Origin of the sequence: Rhodoplanes sp. Z2-YC6860 (assembly GCF_001579845.1) — a bacterium.
Classification (GTDB): domain Bacteria; phylum Pseudomonadota; class Alphaproteobacteria; order Rhizobiales; family Xanthobacteraceae; genus Z2-YC6860.
The window spans coordinates 1596722-1618859 of the sequence record NZ_CP007440.1 but is presented as its reverse complement, the minus strand read 5'-3'; the positions used below and the strand labels follow the sequence as shown (position 1 = coordinate 1618859).

Here is a 22138-nt window from a genome sequence, read left to right as displayed (position 1 = left end):
CACCAAATCGCACATAGCAGACCTAACACGAGGCGCCCCTCTCGGCCACGCGGAAAGCCCGCATGACGGTCTGCACACGAAGCAAGCCACATGCTAGTTTGTGTGATCTGAGGGAGCTTTCGTCATGAACCAGCACGCCAAGATCGACACCGCCGCCACAGCGAAAATGTCGCCCGAGGAATGGCAGGCGCGAGTCGATCTCGCCGCGGTCTACCGGCTCTGCGCGCACTACGGCTGGGACGACGTGATCTACAATCACTGCTCGATGCGCGTGCCGGGCGAGCCGTCGAAGTTCCTGATGAAGCAGCATGAGCTGCTCTGGACCGAGGTCACGGCCTCGAACCTCCGCAAGGTCGACATGAACGACGACCTCGACGAGAAGTCGGGCGTCAACCGCCCGGGCTTCACGCTGCATGGCGGCGTGCTCAAGGGCCGGCCGGACGTCAATTGCGCGGTGCACGTCCACACCGAAACCGGCATGGCGCTGGCAGGCCTCAAGGGCGGGCTCAAGATGGTGTCGCAGCAGGCGATGCGGTTCTACCAGCGCATCGGCTATCACCCCTATGAAGGCATCACCGAGGACTTCAGCGAGCGTGAGCGTATTCTGAAAGCGCTCGGTCAGAACCGCGGTCTCGTTCTGCACAATCACGGCCTACTCACGGTCGGCAAGACCGCGCGCGAAGGCTTCATCCTGATGAAGTATCTGATGTCGGCCGCGACCATCCAGCTGCAGATGCAGGCGACCGGCGGCGAGATGATCGAGATATCGCCGGCAATCTGCGAGAAGGTCGCGGCGCAGTATCAGACCCATGACTCCGGCCGCGGCGCAGCCGACTGGCCGGCCTATCTGCGCATCCTCGACGGCATCGATCCGGGCTATCGGAATTGAGCAGCGCCGTCATTCCGGGGCCGGCCGAAGGCCGGAACCCGGAATCCAGATGCACACACTGCCTTCTGAACTGGATTCCGGATTGCCGCTTTCGCGGCGTCCGGAATGACCGCGGAGATCAAACGCGGTTGCCCGCGCTCCAGCTCCAGAAATCGCGGCCCTCGTCGCGCATGAACTTCGCCAGCACCATCTTGTGCACCTCGTCGGCGCCGTCCACGAGCCGTGCCGCACGCGCCGCGCGGTAGACCCACTCCACGATGGTGTCCTTGGAATAGCCGCGCGCGCCCTGGAGCTGGATCGCGACATCGGCGGCCTGGTGCAAGGTGTTCGCGACATGCACCTTGGCCATCGACACTTCCTTGCGGGCGAAATCGCCCTGGTCGAGCTTCCATGCCGCGTACATCGTCAGCAGCCGGCCGATCTGGATGTTGTGGCCGACCTCGCCGAGCTTCATCTGCACGCTTTCACGGTCGGCGAGCCGGATGCCGAAGCCTTCGCGGCGGTTCACATACTCCTGCGCGATCTCCATGCAGCGCTTCGACCAGCCGAGCCAGCGCATGCAATGCGTGAGCCGGGCAGGTCCGAGCCGCACCTGCACGACCTTCAGACCGTTGCCGAGGCCGCCGAGAATGTCGTCCTCGTGCACTTCGAGCCCGTCGAACTCCAGCTCGCAATGGCCGCCGTGCTCTTCAGGACCCATGATGTCGATGCGGCGCACGATGCGCCAGCCGGGCTGGTCCTTGTGATAGAGGAACGTGGTGATGCCCTTGCGCTTGTCGTCGGAGGTACGCGCCGCAAGGATGAAGTGCGACGCCGCCGCGGCGCCGGTGATGAACCACTTCCGCCCGTAGATTTTCCATTTGTCGCCGTGCTTCTCGGCGTAGGTCTTGATCATGCTCGGGTCCGAGCCGCCGCCTGGCGCCGGCTCGGTCATCGCCACCGCCGAGCGGACCTTGCCCTCGACGATCGGCTTCAGCCACTTTTCCTTCTGGGCCGGCGTGCCAAGCTTCTTCAGCACGTTCATGTTGCCGTCGTCCGGCGCCATGCAGTTGAAGGCGAGCGGCCCGAACAGCGAGCGCGCCGCCTCCTCATACATCACCGCCCAGCCCACCATCGGCAGATCCATGCCGCCGTATTCCTTCGGCGATTGCGGCGCCCAGAGGCCGGCCTTCTTCGCCTTCTCGCGCACCGGCGCAAGCCGTTCGTCCGGAATGTTCTCGTGCTCCGCGAAGTTGGCGCGGTCCGCCTCCAACGGCAGCACATGCTCCTCGACGAAGGCGCGAACGCGCACGCGAAGATTTTCGATCTCGGGCGACAGCGTGAAGTCCATGAACCAGTCCCCTATGCGCGAATGGCAACGACCTGGCCGCCGTCAACCACGACGGTCGTTCCCGCCATGAAGGCGCCGGCGTCGGAGGCGAGCAGCAACAGCGGGCCGTCGAGATCGCCATCCTGGCCGAAGCGGCCGACCGGAATGTCGCGCGTCATGCTCGCTCCCGCCCCGGTGAGATAATCGCGATTGATGTCGGTGATGAACCAGCCCGGCGCGATGGCGTTGACGCGCACGCCCTTGAAGCCGAGTTCGAGGCCGAGAGTCTTGGTCATCTGGATCACGGCGGCTTTCGCGGCCGCGTAGGCGACCGTGCCTTTCGAGACGCTCAGCCCCAGAACCGAGGCGATGTTGATGATCGAGCCTTTGGCGTTGGCCTTGAGCATCCTCCGCGCGGCCTCCTGGGCCCAGAAGAACACCGCGTCGATATTGATGCTGGTGATGCGGCGCCATTCCTCTTCGGAGAGATCGATGGCGCGGGTGGAATGAGCGACGCCGGCGTTGTTGACCAGGATGGTCACCGTGCCGAAGGCCTTTTCGGCCTGATCGAAGGCGCGGTTCATCTGAGCGCGATCGAGCACGTCAGCCTCGATGCCGACCGCCTTGCCGCCCGCCTTTTCGATCTTCGCCCTGGCCTCGGCGAGTTTTTCCGGACGGCGTGCAACGAGCGCCACCGACGCGCCGTTCGCGGCCAGCACCTCGGCGAAGCGCAGGCCCAGGCCTCCCGACGCGCCGGTCACCAGCGCCACCCGGCCTTTGAGGTCGAAGATGTCAGCGGCCTTCATCTGCCTCTCCTATTTGCCTCCATAAAGCGCATGGGGCAGTGCGGTCGCAAGCCCCGGCACGAACCATAAGACCACAAGCGCGAAAAGCTGGATCGCGACGAACGGGATGATACCGAGATAGATGTGCCGCGTGGTGATCTCCGGCGGCGCCACGCCGCGAAGGAAGAACAGCGTCGGCCCGAGCGGCGGGTGCATGTAGGAGGTCTGCAGGTTCATCGCCATCATGATGCCGAGCCAGATCGGATCGATCTTGTGCAGCGTCATCAGCGGCACGGCGACGATCGGCACCACGACGAAGATGATCTCGAAGGCATCCATCACGAAGCCCAGAAGGAACATCGCGAGCATCACGATGAGAATGGCGCCGGCCGCGCCGCCCGGCAGGTTGCCGAGCGCACGGCTGATCATGTCGTCGCCGCCGAGCCCGCGAAACACCAGGCTGAACATCGTCGCGCCGATGAGAATGACGAAGATCATGCAGGTGACCTGCGCGGTGCGCTGCACAACTTCGGGGAGCGCACGGCCGAGCGTACGCTTGAGGGCCGCGAGCAGGATCGCGCCCACGGCTCCGACCGAGGCCGCTTCGGTTGGGGTCGCGACGCCGCCGAGGATCGAGCCGAGCACGGCCAAGATCAGAAGAATGGGCGCGACCAGGACACCAATCAGCCGTCCAGCCAGAACCAAACCCTTCGGCGCTTTCGGGTCGGGCGGGATCGCCGGCGAGGTGTGCGGAAACACCACCGCCATGAAGATCAGATAAAGCAGATACATCGCGACCAGCGCAAAGCCAGGCACCAGCGCACCGGCGAACAGGTCGCTCACCGTCACCGCCGACGGCGCGAAGTTGCCCTGGGCGAGTTGCGCAGCCTGATAGGCGGTCGAGAGCTGATCGCCGAGCAGCACCAGCACGGTGGCGGGCGGGAAAATCTGTGCCAGCGTCGCGGTCGCCGCCACGGTGCCTGCGGCGAGTTTCTTGTCGTAGCCGTGGCGCAGCATGGTCGGCAGCACGATCAGGCCCATGGTGACGGTCGTTGCACCGACCACGCCCTTGGCCGCGGCCAGGAGCGTCCCGACGATCGCAACCGAGATGCCGAGGCCGCCGCGCAACGAGCCGAACAGCCGGCCCATGGTCTCCAGCAAATCCTCGGCGATGCGCGAGCGCTCCAGCATCACGCCCATGAAGATGAACAGCGGGATCGCCAGCAGCACCTCGTTGGTCATCACGCCATAGACGCGCTGCGGCAGCGCGCCGAGGAAGCTGAAGCTCATGACGCCGGTGAAATGGCCGATCGCGGCGAAAGCGAGCGAAACGCCGCCCAGCGTCAGCGCCACCGGATAGCCTGCGAACAGGAATATGCAGACGGCGACCACCATCAGGACGGCGAGCGTTTCAGCGAGCGGCATCAGCGCCCCGCAGCACAGCCATCGCCTTGATCGCCTGCGACACGCCTTGCAGCGCCATCAAAAGCGCGAACGCCGGGATCAATGTCTTGAGCAGGAACACCGCTGGCAGACCGCTGGTCTCGCGCGAGGACTCCAGGATGGCCCAGGAGCGCGACACGTAGGGCATCGCGAACCACGCCAGCACGGCCATGAACGGCAGCAGCAGAAGCAAAGAGCCGCACAAATCGACCAGCGCCCTCACCCGCGGCGAGGCTTCGGCATAGAACACGTCGACCCGCACGTGGCCACCCGCAGCCAGCGTCCAGGCCGAGGCCAGCATGAAAAGTCCGGCATGGGCATAGACGATCGATTCCGACAGCCGCACCGAGCCAAACCCGAACGCATAGCGCAGCACCACCACGGCGAACTGCACGACAACCACGAACAGACACAGCCAGGCTGCGCCGCGGCCGATCGCCGCGTTCAGGCGGTCAATGCGTTCAGCGAATGCCTGCGATGCCGATGGGATGCGGGCCGACGATGACATTGGTATACTCTAGCGCAATTCAGACGTTGGAGGTTTCCCGTGGCACAAGATCACGACCACCATCACGACCATGACCACGATCACGGCTCCGAGCTTTCGGAGATGCAGCTGCGCGTGCGCGCGCTGGAGACCGTGCTGACCGAGAAGGGCTACATCGATCCGGCCGCGCTCGATGCCATCGTCGAGGCCTACGAGACCCGGATCGGCCCGCGCAACGGCTCGGTGGTGATCGCCAAGGCCTGGGCCAACCCGGAATTCAAGAAGGCGCTGCTGGCCGACGCCACCAAGGCCGTCGCTTCGATGGGCCACATGAGCCGGGTCGGCGACCATCTGGTCGCGGTCGAGAACACCCCGAACCGGCACAACATGATCGTCTGCACGCTGTGCTCCTGCTATCCGTGGGAGGTCCTGGGCCTGCCGCCGGTCTGGTACAAGTCGGCGCCGTACCGCTCTCGCGCCGTCAAGGACCCGCGCGGCGTGCTCTCCGACTTCGGCGTGACGCTGCCGAAGGACACCGAGATCCGGGTGTGGGACTCCACCGCCGAAACGCGCTTCATCGTGCTGCCGATGCGGCCCGCCGGCACTGAAGGGTGGAGCGAGGACAAGCTCGCCGACCTCGTCACCCGCGACTCGATGATCGGCACAGCGCTCGCGCTGACGCCCGAGCAGGCCAAGAACCAGCCCAAGAGCGGAGCGAAGTGATGGACAGCGTTCACGACATGGGCGGCACCGACGGCTTCGGCAAGGTCGAGGTCGAGAAGAACGAACCGCCGTTTCACGCCAAGTGGGAAGGCCGCGTGCTCGCGATGCAGCGCGCGATGGGTTACGCCGGCGCCTGGCACATCGACCATTCGCGCTTCGCGCAGGAGAAGCTGCCGCCGGTCACGTATCTGTCGGCATCCTATTACAAGCGCTGGGCGCTGGCGATGGAGAGCAACGTCACCGAGCGTGGCTTTGCGACGCGCGAAGAGCTTGCGGCCGGCCATGCGCAGACACCGGGCAAGCAGTTGCCGCGGAAATTGACCACCGACGTGGTCGGCGCGGGACTGTCGCGCGCCTCGTTCTATCGGCAGCAGCAGGGTCCGCAGAAATTCAAACCCGGCGACAAGGTGCGCACCAGGAACACCCATCCGGCGACGCACACGCGGCTGCCGCGCTACGCACGCGACAAGGTGGGCGTGGTCGAGCTCTGCCACGGCTGCCATATGTATCCGGACTCGGTTGCGACCGACAAAGGCGACGATCCGCAGTGGCTTTACACGGTGGTGTTCGACGGCCGTGACATCTGGGGCCCGGACACCGATCCGACGCTGAAGGTCTCGATCGACGCGTTCGAGCCGTATCTGGAGCCCGCGTAATCGCCATGGCGGAGATCGATCCGGCCAAGGCGCGGCGCGCGACGGACGCCGTGCCGAGCATTCCCTGCGATGCCGAGGGTCCGGTGTTCCGCGAACCTTGGGAGGCGCAGGCCTTTGCGATGGCGCTCGCGCTCTACGACCGCGGGCTGTTCGCCTGGCCCGAATGGGCCACGATCCTGGGCGACGAGATCAAGAAGGCGCAGGCCGCGGGCGATCCCGACACCGGCGAGACTTACTATCAGCACTGGCTCAACGCGCTGGAGCGCATGGTCGCCGAAAAGGGCGTCACGGATGCCTCGACGCTGCGCCGCTATCACGACGCCTGGGATCATGCAGCGGATCGCACGCCGCACGGCACGCCGATCGAGCTGAAGCCGGAAGATTTTCGGTAGCACCCTCCCCACGGTCATTCCGGGGCGCGGGCGAAGCCCGCGAACCCGGAATCCAGACGCAAATTCAGCGTGTGCATCTGGATTCCGGGTTCGCGCCTTTGGCGCGCCCCGGAATGACGGCTGCGATTACGCCGGTCGCTCCGGCGTATGAATATGCTCAGGTCGCACGCCGAGCCCGATGAGACGCGCGGGAATCCGGCGCAAAAGCGGAATCCATCGGACAAGCTGAAGAACGAACGGCGGCTTCGGCCGCTCCTTGCTTGAGAGCGCCGGCGACAGCAGCTTGTTCTGAACGATCACCTGCATCCACTGGATGACCCGCATCGGAAACACGCGGCGCTCCTGCACCGCGGCGAGATGCTGGCGCGAGACGGCATTGGAGCGCAGCGGTTCGCAAAGAATATTGGCGGCTGCGACCGCGTCCTGCACCGCCAAATTCACGCCGACGCCGCCGACCGGCGACATGGCATGCGCGGCGTCGCCAATGCAGAGCAGGCCGTCGCGATGCCACTCGCGAAGCCGGTCGATGGCGACCGTGAGCAGCTTGATATCGTCGAAGTTTTTCAGCTCGCCGAGCCGGTCGCGCAGGAACGGCTCCAACGTCGCAACCCGCTCGCGAAACGCTTCCAGGCCTTCACGCTTCACCGTGTCGATGCCACCCTTGGGAATGACATAGGCGCATTGCCAATAATCGCCGCGGTTCAGCATCACCATCATCTGGCCGGCCTCCATGTGGCCGGAGGTCTCCTCGGTGTCGGTCGGGCGCCGCGACAGCCGGAACCAGAGCACGTCGATCGGCGCGCCGATGTCCTCGACTTGGAAACCGGCGCGCTCGCGCATGGTGGAGTGGCGGCCGTCACAGCCCACCACGAGCGTGGCGCGGATTTCGAGATCGCCATCCGGCGTCCTGGCGCGCAATCCGACGATGCGGCCGCCCTCCTCGATCAGATCCGTGGCCTCGGCCTGCATGTGCAGATGAAAATTCGGATAGCGCTTGCCGCGATCGGCGAGGAAGTTGAGGAAGTCCCATTGCGGCATCAGCGCGACGAATTTGCAGTGCGTCGGCAGATGGCTCAAGTCCACCATCGGGATGCGCTCGGCGCCGATCTGGAAAGACAGGCGCGGCACCTTGGCGTGCGGCAATTTCAGGAATTCATCGAGCAGGCCGAGCTCAACCATCAGCTCCAGAGTCGATGGATGGACCGTGTCGCCGCGGAAGTCGCGCAGGAAGTCCTTGTGCTTCTCCAGCACCACGACGTCGATGCCGGCGCGCGCGAGCAGGAACCCCAGCATCATGCCGGCCGGTCCACCACCGGCGACACAGCAGCGGGTGGTGATCGGCTCGGCCATGGGATGCTCTCAGAAGCAGGCGCCGCGTTCGACAGCGAGATAGCCGAGCAGCAGCAGCACACCGAACGCCAGCACCAGAACCGCCGCGCCGACCTCGATGCCGCGCATCGTCAGCATGCCGTAGCCGGAGCGCGTGGTGGCGATCTGTTTGGCGGCCGATCGGAACGCGACCGCGAGCGTGGCGATGCAAGCCACCGTGATCGCGGTGCCGATTCCCATCATGAAGGTCGCCGCGACGCCGGCCCAGAACAGGCCCTGCGCCAAAGCGAACACCAGCACGATGATCGCGCCGGAGCACGGCCTCAAGCCGACCGCGACGATGGCCGACAGCCCGCGCTGCCAGCCGCCCGGGCCGGCAAGCTCTTCAGGCTCCGGCCCGTGGGCATGGCCCCAGGCCGACGCGTGCTCATCCTCGCCGTGGTGATGATGATCATGGCCGTGACCATGATGATGGCCATGATCGTGGTGGTGATGGTCGTGGTCATGACCATGATCGTGCGCATGATCATGGTGAGCATGGTCATGGTGATGATCGTGCCCATGATGATCGTGGTCGTGATGCTTGTGATCGTGCGGCGGCGTCACTGCGGCACCCACCGCATGCAGCGGCCGGCCCAAACTGCGCGCCGCGCTCAAAAATCCACGGCCTTTCACCCAGATCAGCCGCGCGCCAACCAGCGCAATCAGCGCATAGCTGACGAGCTCGATCACCCGCTCGGCGCTGCACATCTGGCCGGCGGTGGCATTCAGCAGAACCGCAGCGACGCCGACGATCGCGACTGCGACGATGGCCTGCAGCAGCGCCGACGCAAACGACAGCACGATGCCGCGCCGCCAGGTCTCCTCGTTGGCGACGAGATACGACGAGATCACCGCCTTGCCGTGGCCGGGGCCGGCGGCGTGGAAGATGCCGTAGACGAACGACACGCCGAGCAGCGTCCACACCGCGCTGCCATCGCTCTTGGCGGCGCGGATGATGCGCGACAGATCGCGATAGAATTCAGCCTGCTTGGCGAACATCCAGCCGATCAAACCGTCGGACGGCGACGGCGTGGCGGCGGGCGGCTTCGGTCCGCCGAACGGATTGGCGGCCTGCGCTGCGGCCACATCGAAATGGCCGGCTAGGAGCCACATTGAAGCGGCAGCAGCGACGAGTGTGAGGGCAACGACGAGGCGACCTTGGATGCGACGGTCTTGGAGGACCTTGGTCATGGGCATTTCACGAGGATCTTGTTGGCAAATGCCGCCCCGAAGCTGTTTTCCGGAATCTGTCCATCCGGCGGAATTTCTGCGAGCCGCTTCACCATCTCCTTGGTCAACTCCTGCGGCTTGCCGAGATTGACCTCGCAGCCGGCCGGCGCGCCATCCAGCGCCAAGGGATCTTTTTCGGCGAACTGGAAATCGACGAAGTAGCTCGGATCGAACACTTCGAAACTCAACGCGTTGGCCTTCACCGGCGACTTCAACGGCAACATGAAGTTCAGGGTGAGCACCGTGTCCTTGGAATTGTACTCGAGGTAGTAATCCTTCGGATCGGTGAAGACCGCCTTCTTGCCGTCGAGCTTGGCGAAGGTGAAGAAGTCGAAGTCCTTCAACGCCTCGACGTTTTCCTTCGCCAAAGACTCCAATTCCTCTCGGGTGAACTCGCCTTTGGTCTTCTGATCCAGGCCCTGCGTCGCGAAGGCCGAATACATGTCATCGAAGGCCCAGGAATGCCGCACGCCGACGACGCTGCCGTCCGTGCCATAAACCACCGACGATTTGGCGACGACCCAGACGTGGGGATGCGCGGCTGCGGCGGTTGCGGCCAGGGCAAGGCCCAAGCCTGCGGCAAGAATCGTCGCTAATGTTCGTTTCATGATGTCCGGAACCATAGCACGGAGTCGGGCGGAATGGAGGCCGATTCGATGAACTCTTTGCAGGTACCGAATTCCTCCGGAACGGCCAGGCCGAAATTGAACGCGCCCGCGAACGCCTGCGACTGTCACATGCACGTTTATGACGGCGTGCGATTTGCACCGTCGCGGCCGGCCGCGCGAATGCAGCCGGATTCCACTGCCGCGGACTATCGGCTGTTGCAGCAGCGGCTCGGCACCAACCGCACCGTGGTGGTGCAGCCCGCAGCCTACGGCATCGACAACGGCGTGACGCTCGATGCCATCGAGCGGCTCGGGCGGAGCGACACACGCGGCGTCGCCGTTGTTCATCCCGATGTCACGGAGATCGAACTCAAGCGCCTCGATGCCGGCGGTATCCGCGGCATCCGCTTCCCCCAGTTCGACCCTCAAACCGCCGCGACCACACGCGACATGATCGAGCCGCTGGCGAAACGGGTTGAGCCGCTCGGCTGGCACGTGCAGATTCATCTGCGTTCCGATCAGATCGCCGACGCCGCCGATCTGCTGCAGCGCCTGCCCGGCACCGTGGTGTTCGATCATCTCGGCAGGCTCGCCGGCGGTGTGAACGATCCGGCGCTCATGGTCATCCGCAGGATGCTCGACCGCGGCCGCACCTGGATAAAGCTCTCCGGCGGGTACTTCTTCGGTGACGCGCCCGCCTATGCGGGCGCGCTGCCGGTCGCGCGAACCTATGTGACTGCCGCGCCCGAGCGCGTGGTCTGGGGCAGCGACTGGCCGCATCCGACCGAAGCCGACAAGCCGGACGACGCGACGTTGCTCGATCTGCTGTTGGACTGGGCGCCGGACGACGCGATCCGCCGTCGCGTCCTGGTCGACAACCCGGCCGCGCTTTACGGCTTTTCGCCTTAGCCAGCCCACAAAGAAAAAGCGCGCCCGAAGGCGCGCTGAAGTCGATGGTGAAAAGCAGAAACTGTTACCGGATGGTGCGGGCCTCGTTGCCCGACCAGATAACCGGCTGACCGGCCTTGAGCACCGGGGCGCGCGCCTCAAGCTGCGCGCTCATGTCCGGCTGAGACTTGTGAGCAGCGATACCGACGCCCACGACGGCAATACCGGCGACCAGCGCGACCACCACGATCTTGATGTGGGTCAGACGATCCGCCGTATGAATGGTTGTGTTGTTCATGACGAGCCTCCAACAAGCAATCCGTGGTTTTGTTTCAAGGACCAACGTCCTCCCATCGGACGATCAATAAATACGGAGTTCCCGGCTAGCGCGATGTGACCCCCATCACAAAATGGCGGTTTCCCGGATTTGCCTGCCCCAAAATGCCCGGAACCCGGCAAACCGCCGCTCCTGGCCCCTTTTGCCGTAACACCTTATGGTTCCTGCCAGAATCGACGGAGGAACCTCGATGGACATCAAGACGCTGGGCTCGACCGCCTCCCGCAAGGCCGGGGCTGACTATTTCACCGGTACGGTCTGGCAGGACCCGATCATCGAGGCGCCCGAGCCGGCGAGCCTGCGCGCCGTCTGGGTGCGCTTCGAGCCCGGCGCCCGCACCGCCTGGCACACCCATCCGCTCGGCCAGACCATTCACATCACCCAGGGCGTTGCGCTGGTGCAGGCCTGGGGCGGACCGATCAAGGAGGTCCACGCCGGCGGCACCGTGTTCTTCGCGCCGAACGAGAAGCACTGGCATGGCGCAGCACCCAACATTGCGATGACGCACATCGCGATGCAGGAGGCGCTGAACGGCAACCACGTGACCTGGATGGAGAAGGTCACCGACGAGCAGTACGCCGGCAAAGCCGGCTAGGCACCCGCCGCTCCGCCATCGGCGCGCGGATCGTGCGCGCCTTCGAGCATGCCGTCCTTGTGCAGCACCACCGCGCCGGCATGGCCCATCGTGTCGGAATAAGCCTCCGGCAGCACGTCGACGTCGTGACCTGCCGACAGCAGGCGATCGATCAGATTGCCGTCGAAGCGCGATTCCATCCGCAGATTGGTGACGGTGGAGCCCCAGGTGCGGCCGAGCAGCCAGCGCGGCGCGTCGATCGCCTTGTCGAGCGGCATCCTGTGCATGACATGGCGGGCGAAGATTGCGCCTTGAGTCTGCGGCTGGCCGTCGCCGCCCATGGTGCCGTAGGCCATGACGCGGCCGTCATCGAGCACCGCGAGCGCCGGGTTGAGCGTGTGGAACGGCAGCCGCCCGGCCGCTAGCGCATTCAGCGCCGAGCGATCGAGCGAAAAGCTCGAGCCGCGGTTCTGCATCAGCACGCCGGTTCGCGGCAGCACGCAGCCCGAACCGAACTCCCAATAGATCGACTGGATGTAGGACACCGCGAGGCCCGACGAATCCGCGGCGCCCATCCAGATGGTGTCGCCCTCGCCGAACGGCGCCGGCCACTTCGCGGCCTTGCGGCGATCGATCTTCTGGATCTCGAGATCGAGATAGCGCGGATCGAGAAAGCCTTCGACCGGCTGCGGCAGGCGCGCTGGATCGGTGACGACCCGGTCACGAATCCGGAAAGCCCGCTTGGTCGATTCCACGAGTCCGTGGACGAACTCGAAGGTCTCGGCCTCGGCCACACGAAAGCGTTCGTACAGGCCGAGAATGATCAGCGACGCGAGCCCCTGCGTCGGCGGCGGCGTGTTGAACACCGTGCCGACGCGAAGCCGCACCGACAGCGGCTCGGCCAGCACTGCGCGATAGCGCATCAGGTCGTCGCGCGTCACCGGGCTGCCGATGCGTTCGAGGTCGGCGGCGATCTCGCGCCCAACATCGCCGCGGTAGAAATCGACGAGCCCTGCCTGAGCCAGATGATCGAGCGTCGACGCCAGCGCCGACTGTTTCAACCTCACGCCCGCCTCCGGCGGCTTGCCGTCGACCAGAAACGCCGCGGCAAAGCCCGGCACGTCTTTCAACTCGGCAAGCTTCTCGGCGGTGAGCCGCGCCTGGCTCTTGGTCACGACGTAGCCGTCGCGCGCCTGGGTGATCGCCGCGCCCAGCAGCACGTCGAGCGGCAGCTTGCCGCCGAACGCTTTGGCAGCCTCCTGCGCCAGCACCCAAGCGCCGATCGCGCCCGGCACCGTCAGTGCGGCCAGCGGGCCGCGCGGCGGAATGGTCTCGTGCTCGCGGTAGAGATCAGGGCGCGCCTGCGATCCGGCCGGTCCTGCGCCCATGAAGGCGCGGATGCGGCCCTTCGGCTCGCGAACGAGCCAGAAGCCGTCGCCACCGATGTGGTTCATGTGCGGATAGACCGCAGCGATGCTCGCCGCCATCGCGATCATGGCTTCGAGCGCGTTGCCGCCTTCGGCCAGGATGGCGCGGCCGGCCTCGACGGTAGCCGAATGCGGCGCCGCAACCGCGCCGCGGCGATTCCCGGCGCTGTGCAGATCGATCGCGGCCATGCTCAGGCTCTTTGCGTGGTGATGCCGGCCAAGTGATCGGCCAAGTGATCGCCTGCGCCGACTAAATCAACGTCCGCGGTGTTACTATCAGGCGCGGGATTGGCGAATAAGACGGAGGCCGACATGAATAAATCTGTTCTGGTCATCATTGCCCTGGCGACGACTGCATTGCTGAGCAGCCACCCTGCGCAGGCTTACGATGGTCCCTGGTGCGGCGTATACAGCATTGCGCCCGGCGGCGCGGTGGAAAAGTGCGACTACCGCGACTTTGAAAGCTGCCGGATGGATGTGGTCGCCGGCAATCGCGGCTTCTGCCGCCAGAACGGCTACTATCAAGGGAATGCGGCGGCTTATGCGCCGCGCCATCGGAAAGCACGCCGCCATCGCGAAGGCTGACGGCTTGCTCAGGCTGCATCCAGAAATCCCCGCTTCTTGAGCAGCGCGTCCGCGGTCGGCAGCCGGCCGCGGAACGCGATATAAAGCTCGGCCGGATCGCGCGAGCCTCCGGCCGAGAGCACATGTTCGCGGAGCTTCCTCGCCACCTCGGGATTGAAGATGTCGCCGGTCTCCTCGAAAGCCGCGAACGCATCGGCGTCGAGCACCTCCGACCACATATAGCTGTAATAGGCCGAGGCGTAGTAGCCGCCGGAGAACACATGCCCGTGGTGCGGCGGCCGATGCCGCATCACGACCTCTTCCGGCATGCCGAGCTGATCGAGCTCCTTCTTCTCGAAGGCGTTGACGTCGAGGCCGTCGGCGGACTGCAAAAGGTGCAGATCGAGATCGACCAGCGCCGACGAAATGTATTCCAGCGTCTGGCAGCCGCGATCGAAGTTCTTCGCCGCCATCAGCTTCTCGACCAGCGCATCCGGGATCGGCTCGCCGGTGCGGTGATGGCGCGCGAATTTCTTCAAGACCTCGGGCTGCTCGAACCAATGCTCGTAGAGCTGCGAGGGCAATTCGACAAAGTCGGTGAGCACACTGGTGCATGATATCGTCGGATAGGTGACGTTCGAGAGCAGGCCATGCAGGCCGTGGCCCATCTCGTGGAACAGCGTCCGCGCGTCCTCGAATGACAGCAGCGTCGGCTCTCCCTTGTTGAAGTTCGCCACATTGACCACGATCGGCCGCACGTTGCCGGAAAGCTTCTCCTGCTCGCGGAACGTGCTCATCCAGGCGCCGCCCTGCTTGCTCGGCCGCGCGAAGTAGTCGCCGTAAAAGATGCCGACGTGCTGGCCGTCGGACCCGCGCACCTCCCAGGCCCGAACGTCGGGGTGCCAGACCGGCACCTCTGTCGGCGTGAATGTGATCCCGAACAGCCTTTGCGCGCCAAAGAAGGCCGCTTCGATGACGCGGTCGAGCGTGAAGAACGGTTTCACCTCCGACTCCTCGAAATCGCAGCGGCGCTTGCGCAGCTTCTCCGAGTAGTAGCGCCAGTCCCAGGCGGCGAGCTTGAAGTTGCCGCCCTCCTCGCGAATGATCTCCTGCATCTCATCGCGGTCCTTGAGTGCGCTGACCTTCGCGGGCTTCCACACCGTCTGCAGCAGATTGCGCACCGCGTCGGGCGTCTTCGCCATGGCGTCGTCGAGGCGATAGTGCGCGAAGGTCGGATAGCCGAGGAGCTTGGCCCGCTCGATGCGCAGCGCAATGGTCTCGGCGATGACGGCCTTGTTGTCGGTCTTGCCGCCGGTGTCGCCACGCGCGATCCAGGCGCGGAACGCCTTTTCGCGGAGATCACGCCGCGCCGAGAATTGCAGGAACGGCTCGACGCTGGAACGCTGCAGCGTGATGACATGCTTGCCGGGCATGTTGCGCTCTTGCGCTGCGGCCTTGGCGGCATTGCGCACGAAGTCCGGCAGCCCTGCGAGATCGGCCTCGCCCTCCAGCACCATCGTGTAGGACTGCTCGTCGGCCAGCACGTTCTGGCTGAAGGCCGTGCCGAGCGCCGCGAGCCGTTCGACGATCCCGGCGAGGCGCTTACGCTTGTCCGGATCGAGCGCGGCGCCCTCGCGGCGCGAGCGGGTGTGGTGTCGCTCCAGCACGCGCTGCTGCTCAGGGGTGAGGCCGAGGCCGTCGCGTTTCTTGAAGAGCGCATCGAGCCGCGCGAACAGCTTCTCGTTCATGCGGATCCGGGCCCAGTGCGCGGCACTCTTCGGCGAGATGTCCCGCTCGATGGCGAGCAATTCGTCGGTCGAGTCGGCACCGACCAGTTGGCCGAACACGTCGTCCACACGCTGCAAGGCGCGCCCCGCATTCTCCAGCGCCACGATCGTATTGTCGAAGGTTGCCGGCTCCTTCTGGCCCGCGATCTTTTCGATTTCGGCCTCATGCTCGGCGAAGGCCCGCTCATAGGCCGGCACGAAATGCTCGGGCTTGATGCGGCTGAACGGCGGCACGCCGAACGGCGTGGTCCAGGTCTCGAAAAAGGGGTTTTCGCTGGCGGAGGTCGATGGCTGGGTATTCTGGGTCATGGTAGAATGGTTCCAAGTTCGCAATTTCAACGCGTCAACTAAGCGAACATCGAGGAGGAAACATGGTCTCGTTCACGCTGAACGACAAGCGGGTGTCGGTCGATGCTGCGCCTGGCACACCGCTTCTTTGGGTGGTCCGCGATCATCTCGGGCTGACCGGCACGAAATACGGCTGCGGCGCCGGTCTCTGCGGCGCCTGCACGGTGCATCTCGACGGCAAGGCGGTGCGCGCCTGCCAGACGCAGCTCTCCGAGGTGACCGACAAGAAGGTCACGACCATCGAGGGCCTGTCGCCGAACTCCTCGCACCCGATTCAGAAAGCCTGGGTGGCACTCGAAGTGCCGCAATGCGGCTACTGCCAGTCCGGCCAGATCATGAAGGCCGCCGAGCTGCTGGCGAAAAATCCCAAGCCCTCGCGCTCGCAGATCGTCGAGCACATGGACGGCAACATCTGTCGCTGCGGCACCTATCACCGCATCATTGCGGCGGTCGAACAGGCGTCGAGGGAGGGCTGAGCCATGACCATGATGCTCAAGACTCCCGAACTGTCCCGTCGCGGCCTCTTGGCCGGCCTGGGCGGCATGACGTTCTGCCTCGCGCTGTCCTCGAACGGCATCAGCCTCGTCTCCGAGGCGCAGGCCACGACGCTCGCCAATGCGCAAGTCACGCCATGGGTGCGCATCGCGCCCGATGGCACGGTGACGATCCTCACCGCCGGCGCCGAAATGGGCCAAGGCTCGATGACCGGACTGCCGGTGATCCTCGCCGAAGAGCTCGATTGCGACTGGTCCAAGGTCAAGATCGAGTGGTGCCCCGCCGATCCCGCGGTCTACGGCTACAAGGACCCGTTCGGCCCCTCGCAGCTGATGTGGATCGTCGGCTCGCGCGCGACGCAGCTCTATTTCAACGATCTGCGCAAAGCGGGCGCGCAGGTGCGCAAGGTGCTGATCGCCAACGCGGCGCAGAAGTGGGGCGTCGATGCTTCGACGCTCAAGACCGAGCCGAGCGTGGTGATCAATCCGGCGAATGGCGCGCGGCTCTCCTACGGCGAGATCGCGGCCTTCGGCACGATCCCCTCGCCGCTTCCCGAGGTCGATCCGAAGGAGTTCAAGGCGCGCAAGGATTTCCGGCTGATCGGCAAAGGGGTGCCGCGCCGCGACACGCCGTCGAAGGTCAACGGCACGGCGCAATATGCCATCGACGTGAAGCTGCCGGGCATGGTCTATGCCAGCACGCTGCACTCGCCGGTGCACGACGCCGGCCCCAAGGTGTGGGACAGCATCGACCCGACGGCGCCGGCCGCGCCGCCGGAGAGCTGGAACGACGCCGAGGTCAAGGCGATGCCGGGCATCATCAACATCGTCAAGCTGCCAAACGGGCTTGCGGTGGTTGCGGAGCATTACGAGCAGGCCAAGGCCGGGCGCGACGCGCTCAAGGTGAAATGGTCGAAGGCCAAGGCCGACGGCTTCGACTCCGACAAGGCGCTCGAAAGCTACGTGAAGATTCAGGCCGATCCGAACGCGCAGGTCGCCTCGCTGGAAAAGAAAGGCGACGTGGCGGCGGCATTCGCCGGCGCAGCCAAGACTTACAAGACCGCGTTCCGCAGCGACTACGGCTATCACGCGCAGATGGAGCCGCTGAACGCGGTCGTGCGGATCAATGGCGACAAGGCCGAGGTGTGGGAAGGCAGCCAAGCGCCCGACGAGTCGCGCAAGGCCGTCGCCAAGGCGCTCGGCTTCAAAGAGGAGCAGGTGGACTTCCACCAGTGCTACATGGGCGGCGGCTTCGGCCGGCGCTCGATCGGCGACTATGCGGGCGAGTGCGCGCTGATCGCCAAGGACATCAAGCGTCCGGTCAAGCTGGTCTGGACGCGCGAGGAGGACATGGCGCAGGGCATGTTCCGGCCGCAGTCGTTCCAGTGCCTCGAAGCCGCGACCGATGCCTCCGGCACGGTCACCGGCTGGAAGCATTGCGTGGTCGGCGAAGGCCAGTTCCTGCTGATCACGGGAATCAAGATTCCGTATTACGGCGTGCCCAACCAGCAGATCGAAATGCGCGGCGTGTCGCATGGCATCCGGTTGAAGCACTGGCGCTCGGTCGGCCATGTGTTCAACACCTTCGCGATCGAGAGCACGGTCGATCAGATGGCGGCGGACGCCGGCATGGATCCGATCGAGTTTCGGTTCCAGAAGATGGCGATCATCCCCAAGGCACGGAAGTGCTTCGAGACGGTCGCGCAGATGTGCGACTGGAAGGCGCCGCGTCCGGCGGGCCACGCGCTCGGCGTTTCGATCACCGAGCGCTCGGGCTCGCTCGGCGCCGGCGTGGTCGAAATCTCGATCGATCGCACGAGCGGCAAGATCAAGGTCCACAAGGTGTGGGTCGCGGTCGACGGCGGCCTGATCGTGCAACCGGGCCCGGCCAAGGCCAATGTCGAAAGCGCGATCATCTACGGCCTCTCGGGCGTGCTGCATGAGCGCATCAGCATGAAGGACGGCGTCGTGGAGCAGTCGAACTTCCACGACTACAACGTCATGCGGATGTCCGACCTGCCGGACGAGATGCACGTGCAGTTCGTCGACGTCGACACGCGGCCGACGGGCCTGGGCGAGATCGGCAACCCGTTCATCGCGGGCGCGATCTCCAACGCATTCTTCCGGTTGACCGGCAAGCGGCTTCGCCACCTGCCGTTCACGCCGGAGCGTGTGCTGGAAGCGCTGAAAGCGTAGGTCCGGATCGCGCTGATGGCGCGTCGGGTGGGGGGGTCGATTGTGCGCGCAACGCCGATCCCCACCCCGACCCTCCCCTTTTCAAGGGAAGGGAGTGCGCCACCGCCGCTGCAAGCTGATCCGTTCAGCCGCATCGTCGATCCCCAAAAAGCAAACGGCCCGCGGCGGGGGAGCCAGCGGGCACGTTCCTTGATCAGCTTCCCCCTCCCGGTGTCTCCTTCCAGTACATCCGTGGTAAGGCGGCTGTCGGGAGCGGGGCCGCGGCCGGAGCCGCGGAACTGTCCGAGCTTAGATAGGTGGCCGGACAGGCTGTTCAAGAGCCTCAACTTCCCGGCATGCGAACCGTTCCGGGAACTCGCATTTATTTCGCACTCATTCGGGTTCAATCCCGGCTTCCTTGATCATGGCGGTCCAGCTCACGAGCTCGCTTTTGACGAAGGCATCGAACTCCTTCGGACCGCTCCAGTAGATGTCAGTCCCCGAAGAGGCGAAGCGCTGCCGGACGGTCGGGGTGTTCAGCGCCTTCTCGATCGCGCCGGCCAGCACCTTCACGGCCTCGGGCGGCAGGTTGGCCGGGCCGAACACGCCGGCCCAGGCCAGGATGTGATAGCCGGGCATCACCGTCTCGCTCAGCGTCGGCACATCCGGCAACAGCGGATGGCGGTCGCGGGTCAGCACCGCGAGCGCATTGACCTTGCCGGCCTTGAGCTGCGGGATGCCAGTGTTGAAGTCGGCGATCATGATCTGGATCTGGTTTGCGATCAGGTCGGTCATCACCGCGGGGTTGCTGCGATACGGCACGCGAACGATGTCGGTCCCGGTGCGCTTCTTCAGAGCCTCGCCGACGATCTGCGAGGTCGAGTTGCCGACGCCGTAGCTGAGCTTGCCCGGATTGGCCTTGGCGTAGGCCACGATCGCCTGCATCGACTGGTAAGGCTTGTCCGGCGTCACCGCGACGAAGGACGCAAAGCTGCCGATCCGCGCCACCGGCGTGAAGTCCTTGATCGGATCGTAAGGCACGTTCTTGAACAGCCCGTTCGCCGCCGAATGCGTCGAGTTGGTGGTGAGGAGGAGCGTGTAGCCATCGTTCGGCGCGCGCGCGACCGCAGCCGCCGAGAGAAGCCCGCCGGCGCCCGGCCGGTTCTCGACAATGAACGGCTGGCCGAGTTGCTCCGTCAGCGCCTGCGCGAGCACGCGCGCCGCGGCGTCGGTGACGGAGCCTGCTGCAAACGGCGTGAGGATCGTGACCGAGCGCGCCGGATAGGAGTCGGCTGACGCCGATCGCGCCAAGCCCAGAGCAGCAGCGATCAGCAACGCGCCAGCCGCGACTCTATGCCGTGTTTTCATCATGGCTTTCATTTGGCCCAAACCTTTTCGTTTCTCCCGAGGCGGCTAGTATCCGCACGCCGGGCGGCGCCCGGCAAGCCGCCGGGAGTCGAAATGCCGATCTTGAAACTGAATCGCGTCCTGCATCTTGTCGCAGCGCTGGCTGTGCTGACGTGCGCCTCCGCAAAAGCCCAAGCCCAGGACTGGCCGACGCGGCCGGTCACCATGGTGGTGCCGTTCGCGGCCGGCGGTCCGATGGACACGCTCGCGCGCATTCTCCAACACGGATTGAGCGAGACGCTCGGCCAGCAGGTCATCGTCGAGAACATGCCGGGCGGCGGCGGTCTTGTCGGCTCGCTCCGCGTGGCACAGGCCGCGGTCGACAGCCACATGTTTGTGCTGGCTTCGATCGGCACCCACGCGATCGGCTACTCGATGCACTCCAAGCCGCCGTATCACCCGGCCAACGACTTCCAGCCGGTGGCATTCGTCGCTGACGCGCCGCTGATGCTGATGACGAAGAAAGACCTGCCGCCGAACGACCTCAAGGAGTTCATCGCCTACACCCGCGCCAACCAGGGCAAGATGTCGTTCGCATCCGGCGGCAGTGGCACCTCGTCGCATGTCTCCTGCGTGATGCTGAATCAGATCATCGGCGTCGACGTCACGCACGTGCCCTATCGCGGCGGCGGACCGGCGTTCCAGGACGTGATCGCGGGCCGCATCGACTACATCTGCAATTACATCTCGATCGGCGCGGCGGCCGTGAAGAGCGGTCAGGTCAAGGCGCTGGCGACGCTGGCGCGCGAGCGCACGTCGCTGTTGCCCGATCTCCCCACCGCCGATGAACAGGGCCTCAAGGACTTCGACGTCTCGGCCTGGAACGCGATCCTTCTGCCGAAGAGCGCGACGCCGGCGATGGTGGCGAAGCTGAACGCGGCGGTGAACAAGGCGCTCGACAATCCAGCGCTGCGAGAACGGTTCGATGCCATCGGATTGATCGCGGCCGGGCCCGACCGGAGAAGCCCCGAATATCTGCGCCGGTTCATCAACGCCGAGGTCGAGAAATGGGCCGGCCCCGTAAAGGCCGGCGGCTTGCAGCTGGATTAGAACGGCTCCCGTTATTGTCGCCTCAATCTTCGCAGTCATTCCGCGGCGCTCGCGGAGCGAGCGAACCCGGAACCCAGACGCACATGCTGAATCCACGTCTGGATTCCGGGTTCGCGCCTTTCGGCGCGCCCCGGAATGACCGTGGGGAGAGAACGTCGGCCACATTGCAGATTCAGTTGTCATGCGGACATGCTTCATCGGCTCCGCGCGACGAATGCGCGGATCGCCAGATTTCCCTGTCGGTTTGTCCGGGCCATGCCCGGGTTTCATGTGCTCCCCCTGAGGGAAGCGGAGCGCCGGTTGGCGCTACTTATCAGTCGGCACCTTGCGAGGTGCCGCGGGCTTTTGCGAAGCCCGCACGCCTTCCGGCGCTCCACTGTGGCGATTTATTGCGAGGCCACCGTTCGAGATTCGATCGGACCGGCTGGGTTTTCACCCACCATGCTCCAGGGGGCATTTGCGCCCGCTTTCACCCGACCGCGCCCTGCCACTGAAGGCGGCCCCCTCATCGGGGACGGACGATGACCTCACACCCTGGGACGTGGTCACGAGCCACGCCTGCAGGCGCCACACCCCGCTCCGTCAGCCGAACGTCTCCGGAAGACGCCCTCAGTGAACGAGGCAAATCAGAACTTACCAGGAACAAGTATATGCGTCAAGAGTACTGCACGGAGGCGGCAGGCCCCGGCAAACCAGCTCCTGTACGGACGAAATCGCGACGCTCTATGCGTCACTGACGTAAGCACTCTCGTGGGTAAACTGCCGATGCGTGGCGAGCCAGAGATTGGCCAGCGCATCCTCGGGGGTCTGTCCGGAATACGGCGATCCGGCGGCCGAATAGGCCGTCCATTCGGACGTGGTCCTTTCCCATTCGACCTTTTCAAGCTCCCGGCCGCACGCCGTAACCAGCTCCGCGCAAGTCGGCACGGCGTCCTCGTCGCGCTGAGGAAAGTTTGCGAGCTTGAGCTGGGCAAGAAATTGAGCGTTCATGGCGGCTCCCTCAAGAAAAAGCGCCAAGCATGCGAGTTTGTTCCGGCCGGCTCAGGAATCTTGCGATCCTGCGTGCTCCGGAATCAGCTTCCGATGGAATCCAAGCCACGGCCTGCGCTGTCTTGGCCTGCTGGCCCTGCGCCGTCGGCGCTCAATTGACAAGCCTGTCGGCCAGAGCCGTTTCAGGTATGGTTCGCCTTCGAG

At 65.1% G+C, this 22138-nt stretch carries 22 protein-coding genes; 10 read left to right on the top strand and 12 right to left on the bottom strand.

The features are described 5' to 3' along the window. The first annotated feature begins 124 nt into the window (after positions 1-124). Positions 125-889 (top strand): class II aldolase/adducin family protein, encoded by a 765-nt coding sequence (locus RHPLAN_RS07510; RefSeq protein ID WP_084244483.1) that lies wholly within the window; start codon positions 125-127, stop codon positions 887-889. A gap of 118 nt (positions 890-1007) precedes the next feature. On the opposite strand, the gene RHPLAN_RS07505 is transcribed toward RHPLAN_RS07510, so the two are convergent. From RHPLAN_RS07505 to RHPLAN_RS07490, 4 genes are read right to left on the bottom strand one after another with little or no spacing between them, the layout of a single operon-like run. Then, positions 1008-2219 (bottom strand): acyl-CoA dehydrogenase family protein, encoded by a 1212-nt coding sequence (locus tag RHPLAN_RS07505; protein ID WP_068015499.1) that lies wholly within the window; start codon positions 2217-2219, stop codon positions 1008-1010. Between the two features lie 11 nt (positions 2220-2230). Next, on the bottom strand, positions 2231-3004 hold the full coding sequence (locus RHPLAN_RS07500) for an SDR family NAD(P)-dependent oxidoreductase (RefSeq protein WP_068015496.1): 774 nt from the start codon (positions 3002-3004) through the stop codon (positions 2231-2233). Between the two features lie 9 nt (positions 3005-3013). Further along, the gene (locus RHPLAN_RS07495; RefSeq protein WP_068015494.1) at positions 3014-4408 is read right to left on the bottom strand and encodes a TRAP transporter large permease; all 1395 of its coding nucleotides are present in this window, start codon (positions 4406-4408) and stop codon (positions 3014-3016) included. Continuing rightward, complete coding sequence (locus RHPLAN_RS07490) at positions 4395-4934, bottom strand: TRAP transporter small permease subunit (protein ID WP_068015493.1); 540 nt, start codon at positions 4932-4934, stop codon at positions 4395-4397. Before RHPLAN_RS07490 ends, RHPLAN_RS07495 begins: the two co-directional genes overlap by 14 nt. A gap of 102 nt (positions 4935-5036) precedes the next feature. Here RHPLAN_RS07490 and nthA point away from each other — a divergent pair, with 102 nt between their 5' ends. The 3 genes from nthA to RHPLAN_RS07475 are packed head-to-tail and all read left to right on the top strand — an operon-like array spanning position 5037 to position 6684. Then, a complete protein-coding gene (gene nthA / locus RHPLAN_RS07485; protein ID WP_068030764.1) occupies positions 5037-5636 on the top strand; it encodes a nitrile hydratase subunit alpha in 600 nt (199 codons plus the stop codon). Further along, positions 5636-6292 carry a nitrile hydratase subunit beta gene (gene nthB / locus RHPLAN_RS07480; RefSeq protein WP_068015487.1) on the top strand — a complete coding sequence of 219 codons (657 nt, stop codon included), beginning with the start codon at positions 5636-5638 and terminating at the stop codon, positions 6290-6292. The genes nthA and nthB overlap by 1 nt, the downstream gene beginning before the upstream one ends. Positions 6293-6297: 5 nt before the next feature. Beyond that, a complete protein-coding gene (locus RHPLAN_RS07475; RefSeq protein WP_068015485.1) occupies positions 6298-6684 on the top strand; it encodes a nitrile hydratase accessory protein in 387 nt (128 codons plus the stop codon). A 126-nt stretch (positions 6685-6810) separates the two neighbouring features. Here the strand turns inward: RHPLAN_RS07475 and RHPLAN_RS07470 are convergent, their stop codons facing one another. Genes RHPLAN_RS07470 through RHPLAN_RS07460 form a run of 3 tightly spaced genes read right to left on the bottom strand, consistent with a single transcriptional unit; the run spans position 6811 to position 9893 of the window. Then, positions 6811-8034 carry an FAD-dependent oxidoreductase gene (locus tag RHPLAN_RS07470; RefSeq protein WP_068015482.1) on the bottom strand — a complete coding sequence of 408 codons (1224 nt, stop codon included), beginning with the start codon at positions 8032-8034 and terminating at the stop codon, positions 6811-6813. 9 nt (positions 8035-8043) lie between these two features. Then, positions 8044-9252: a nickel/cobalt transporter gene (locus tag RHPLAN_RS07465; RefSeq protein WP_068015473.1), complete on the bottom strand. Its 1209-nt coding sequence runs from the start codon at positions 9250-9252 to the stop codon at positions 8044-8046. Further along, entirely contained in the window at positions 9243-9893 is a 651-nt protein-coding gene (locus RHPLAN_RS07460; protein WP_157100121.1) for a DUF1007 family protein, read from the bottom strand. Before RHPLAN_RS07460 ends, RHPLAN_RS07465 begins: the two co-directional genes overlap by 10 nt. 129 nt (positions 9894-10022) lie before the next feature. Here RHPLAN_RS07460 and RHPLAN_RS07455 point away from each other — a divergent pair, with 129 nt between their 5' ends. After that, positions 10023-10802 carry an amidohydrolase family protein gene (locus RHPLAN_RS07455; protein ID WP_198164755.1) on the top strand — a complete coding sequence of 260 codons (780 nt, stop codon included), beginning with the start codon at positions 10023-10025 and terminating at the stop codon, positions 10800-10802. A 64-nt stretch (positions 10803-10866) separates the two neighbouring features. Here RHPLAN_RS07455 and RHPLAN_RS07450 read toward each other — a convergent pair whose 3' ends face one another. Then, positions 10867-11079: a hypothetical protein gene (locus RHPLAN_RS07450; protein WP_068015467.1), complete on the bottom strand. Its 213-nt coding sequence runs from the start codon at positions 11077-11079 to the stop codon at positions 10867-10869. A 229-nt stretch (positions 11080-11308) separates the two neighbouring features. On the opposite strand from RHPLAN_RS07450, the gene RHPLAN_RS07445 reads away from it, so the two are divergent. Continuing rightward, on the top strand, positions 11309-11713 hold the full coding sequence (locus RHPLAN_RS07445) for a (R)-mandelonitrile lyase (protein ID WP_068015464.1): 405 nt from the start codon (positions 11309-11311) through the stop codon (positions 11711-11713). On the opposite strand, the gene RHPLAN_RS07440 is transcribed toward RHPLAN_RS07445, so the two are convergent. Continuing rightward, positions 11710-13308, bottom strand: coding sequence for a gamma-glutamyltransferase family protein (locus tag RHPLAN_RS07440; RefSeq protein ID WP_068015462.1), 1599 nt, complete (start codon positions 13306-13308; stop codon positions 11710-11712). The genes RHPLAN_RS07445 and RHPLAN_RS07440 overlap by 4 nt on opposite strands. 123 nt (positions 13309-13431) lie before the next feature. Between RHPLAN_RS07440 and RHPLAN_RS07435 the strand changes: the two genes are divergently transcribed. After that, positions 13432-13704: a DUF3551 domain-containing protein gene (locus RHPLAN_RS07435; protein WP_068015458.1), complete on the top strand. Its 273-nt coding sequence runs from the start codon at positions 13432-13434 to the stop codon at positions 13702-13704. 8 nt (positions 13705-13712) lie between these two features. Here RHPLAN_RS07435 and RHPLAN_RS07430 read toward each other — a convergent pair whose 3' ends face one another. Beyond that, a complete protein-coding gene (locus RHPLAN_RS07430; RefSeq protein ID WP_068015454.1) occupies positions 13713-15779 on the bottom strand; it encodes a M3 family metallopeptidase in 2067 nt (688 codons plus the stop codon). A 62-nt stretch (positions 15780-15841) separates the two neighbouring features. On the opposite strand from RHPLAN_RS07430, the gene RHPLAN_RS07425 reads away from it, so the two are divergent. Then, a complete protein-coding gene (locus RHPLAN_RS07425; protein WP_068015451.1) occupies positions 15842-16294 on the top strand; it encodes a (2Fe-2S)-binding protein in 453 nt (150 codons plus the stop codon). Between the two features lie 3 nt (positions 16295-16297). Beyond that, positions 16298-18508 (top strand): xanthine dehydrogenase family protein molybdopterin-binding subunit, encoded by a 2211-nt coding sequence (locus RHPLAN_RS07420; protein WP_084244481.1) that lies wholly within the window; start codon positions 16298-16300, stop codon positions 18506-18508. 372 nt (positions 18509-18880) lie between these two features. On the opposite strand, the gene RHPLAN_RS07415 is transcribed toward RHPLAN_RS07420, so the two are convergent. Beyond that, positions 18881-19855 (bottom strand): Bug family tripartite tricarboxylate transporter substrate binding protein, encoded by a 975-nt coding sequence (locus tag RHPLAN_RS07415; protein WP_198164754.1) that lies wholly within the window; start codon positions 19853-19855, stop codon positions 18881-18883. Positions 19856-19948: 93 nt separating this feature from the next. Between RHPLAN_RS07415 and RHPLAN_RS07410 the strand changes: the two genes are divergently transcribed. After that, positions 19949-20944 (top strand): Bug family tripartite tricarboxylate transporter substrate binding protein, encoded by a 996-nt coding sequence (locus tag RHPLAN_RS07410; RefSeq protein ID WP_068015434.1) that lies wholly within the window; start codon positions 19949-19951, stop codon positions 20942-20944. Between the two features lie 723 nt (positions 20945-21667). Here the strand turns inward: RHPLAN_RS07410 and RHPLAN_RS07405 are convergent. Next, positions 21668-21934: a hypothetical protein gene (locus tag RHPLAN_RS07405; protein WP_084244479.1), complete on the bottom strand. Its 267-nt coding sequence runs from the start codon at positions 21932-21934 to the stop codon at positions 21668-21670. Positions 21935-22138 lie beyond the last annotated feature (204 nt).

What these genes read in the sequence shown, in the direction of transcription:
- nthB (WP_068015487.1), top strand. Translation starts at nt 5,636, where the DNA reads ATGGACAGCGTTCACGACATGGGCGGCACCGACGGCTTCGGCAAGGTC.
- RHPLAN_RS07490 (WP_068015493.1), bottom strand. Translation starts at nt 4,934, where the DNA reads ATGTCATCGTCGGCCCGCATCCCATCGGCATCGCAGGCATTCGCTGAA.
- RHPLAN_RS07425 (WP_068015451.1), top strand. Translation starts at nt 15,842, where the DNA reads ATGGTCTCGTTCACGCTGAACGACAAGCGGGTGTCGGTCGATGCTGCG.
- RHPLAN_RS07435 (WP_068015458.1), top strand. Translation starts at nt 13,432, where the DNA reads ATGAATAAATCTGTTCTGGTCATCATTGCCCTGGCGACGACTGCATTG.
- RHPLAN_RS07460 (WP_157100121.1), bottom strand. Translation starts at nt 9,893, where the DNA reads ATGAAACGAACATTAGCGACGATTCTTGCCGCAGGCTTGGGCCTTGCC.
- RHPLAN_RS07475 (WP_068015485.1), top strand. Translation starts at nt 6,298, where the DNA reads ATGGCGGAGATCGATCCGGCCAAGGCGCGGCGCGCGACGGACGCCGTG.
- RHPLAN_RS07415 (WP_198164754.1), bottom strand. Translation starts at nt 19,855, where the DNA reads ATGAAAACACGGCATAGAGTCGCGGCTGGCGCGTTGCTGATCGCTGCT.
- RHPLAN_RS07470 (WP_068015482.1), bottom strand. Translation starts at nt 8,034, where the DNA reads ATGGCCGAGCCGATCACCACCCGCTGCTGTGTCGCCGGTGGTGGACCG.
- RHPLAN_RS07410 (WP_068015434.1), top strand. Translation starts at nt 19,949, where the DNA reads ATGCCGATCTTGAAACTGAATCGCGTCCTGCATCTTGTCGCAGCGCTG.
- RHPLAN_RS07495 (WP_068015494.1), bottom strand. Translation starts at nt 4,408, where the DNA reads ATGCCGCTCGCTGAAACGCTCGCCGTCCTGATGGTGGTCGCCGTCTGC.
- RHPLAN_RS07465 (WP_068015473.1), bottom strand. Translation starts at nt 9,252, where the DNA reads ATGCCCATGACCAAGGTCCTCCAAGACCGTCGCATCCAAGGTCGCCTC.
- RHPLAN_RS07420 (WP_084244481.1), top strand. Translation starts at nt 16,298, where the DNA reads ATGACCATGATGCTCAAGACTCCCGAACTGTCCCGTCGCGGCCTCTTG.
- RHPLAN_RS07405 (WP_084244479.1), bottom strand. Translation starts at nt 21,934, where the DNA reads ATGAACGCTCAATTTCTTGCCCAGCTCAAGCTCGCAAACTTTCCTCAG.
- nthA (WP_068030764.1), top strand. Translation starts at nt 5,037, where the DNA reads ATGCAGCTGCGCGTGCGCGCGCTGGAGACCGTGCTGACCGAGAAGGGC.
- RHPLAN_RS07510 (WP_084244483.1), top strand. Translation starts at nt 125, where the DNA reads ATGAACCAGCACGCCAAGATCGACACCGCCGCCACAGCGAAAATGTCG.
- RHPLAN_RS07455 (WP_198164755.1), top strand. Translation starts at nt 10,023, where the DNA reads ATGCACGTTTATGACGGCGTGCGATTTGCACCGTCGCGGCCGGCCGCG.
- RHPLAN_RS07430 (WP_068015454.1), bottom strand. Translation starts at nt 15,779, where the DNA reads ATGACCCAGAATACCCAGCCATCGACCTCCGCCAGCGAAAACCCCTTT.
- RHPLAN_RS07440 (WP_068015462.1), bottom strand. Translation starts at nt 13,308, where the DNA reads ATGGCCGCGATCGATCTGCACAGCGCCGGGAATCGCCGCGGCGCGGTT.
- RHPLAN_RS07450 (WP_068015467.1), bottom strand. Translation starts at nt 11,079, where the DNA reads ATGAACAACACAACCATTCATACGGCGGATCGTCTGACCCACATCAAG.
- RHPLAN_RS07445 (WP_068015464.1), top strand. Translation starts at nt 11,309, where the DNA reads ATGGACATCAAGACGCTGGGCTCGACCGCCTCCCGCAAGGCCGGGGCT.
- RHPLAN_RS07505 (WP_068015499.1), bottom strand. Translation starts at nt 2,219, where the DNA reads ATGGACTTCACGCTGTCGCCCGAGATCGAAAATCTTCGCGTGCGCGTT.
- RHPLAN_RS07500 (WP_068015496.1), bottom strand. Translation starts at nt 3,004, where the DNA reads ATGAAGGCCGCTGACATCTTCGACCTCAAAGGCCGGGTGGCGCTGGTG.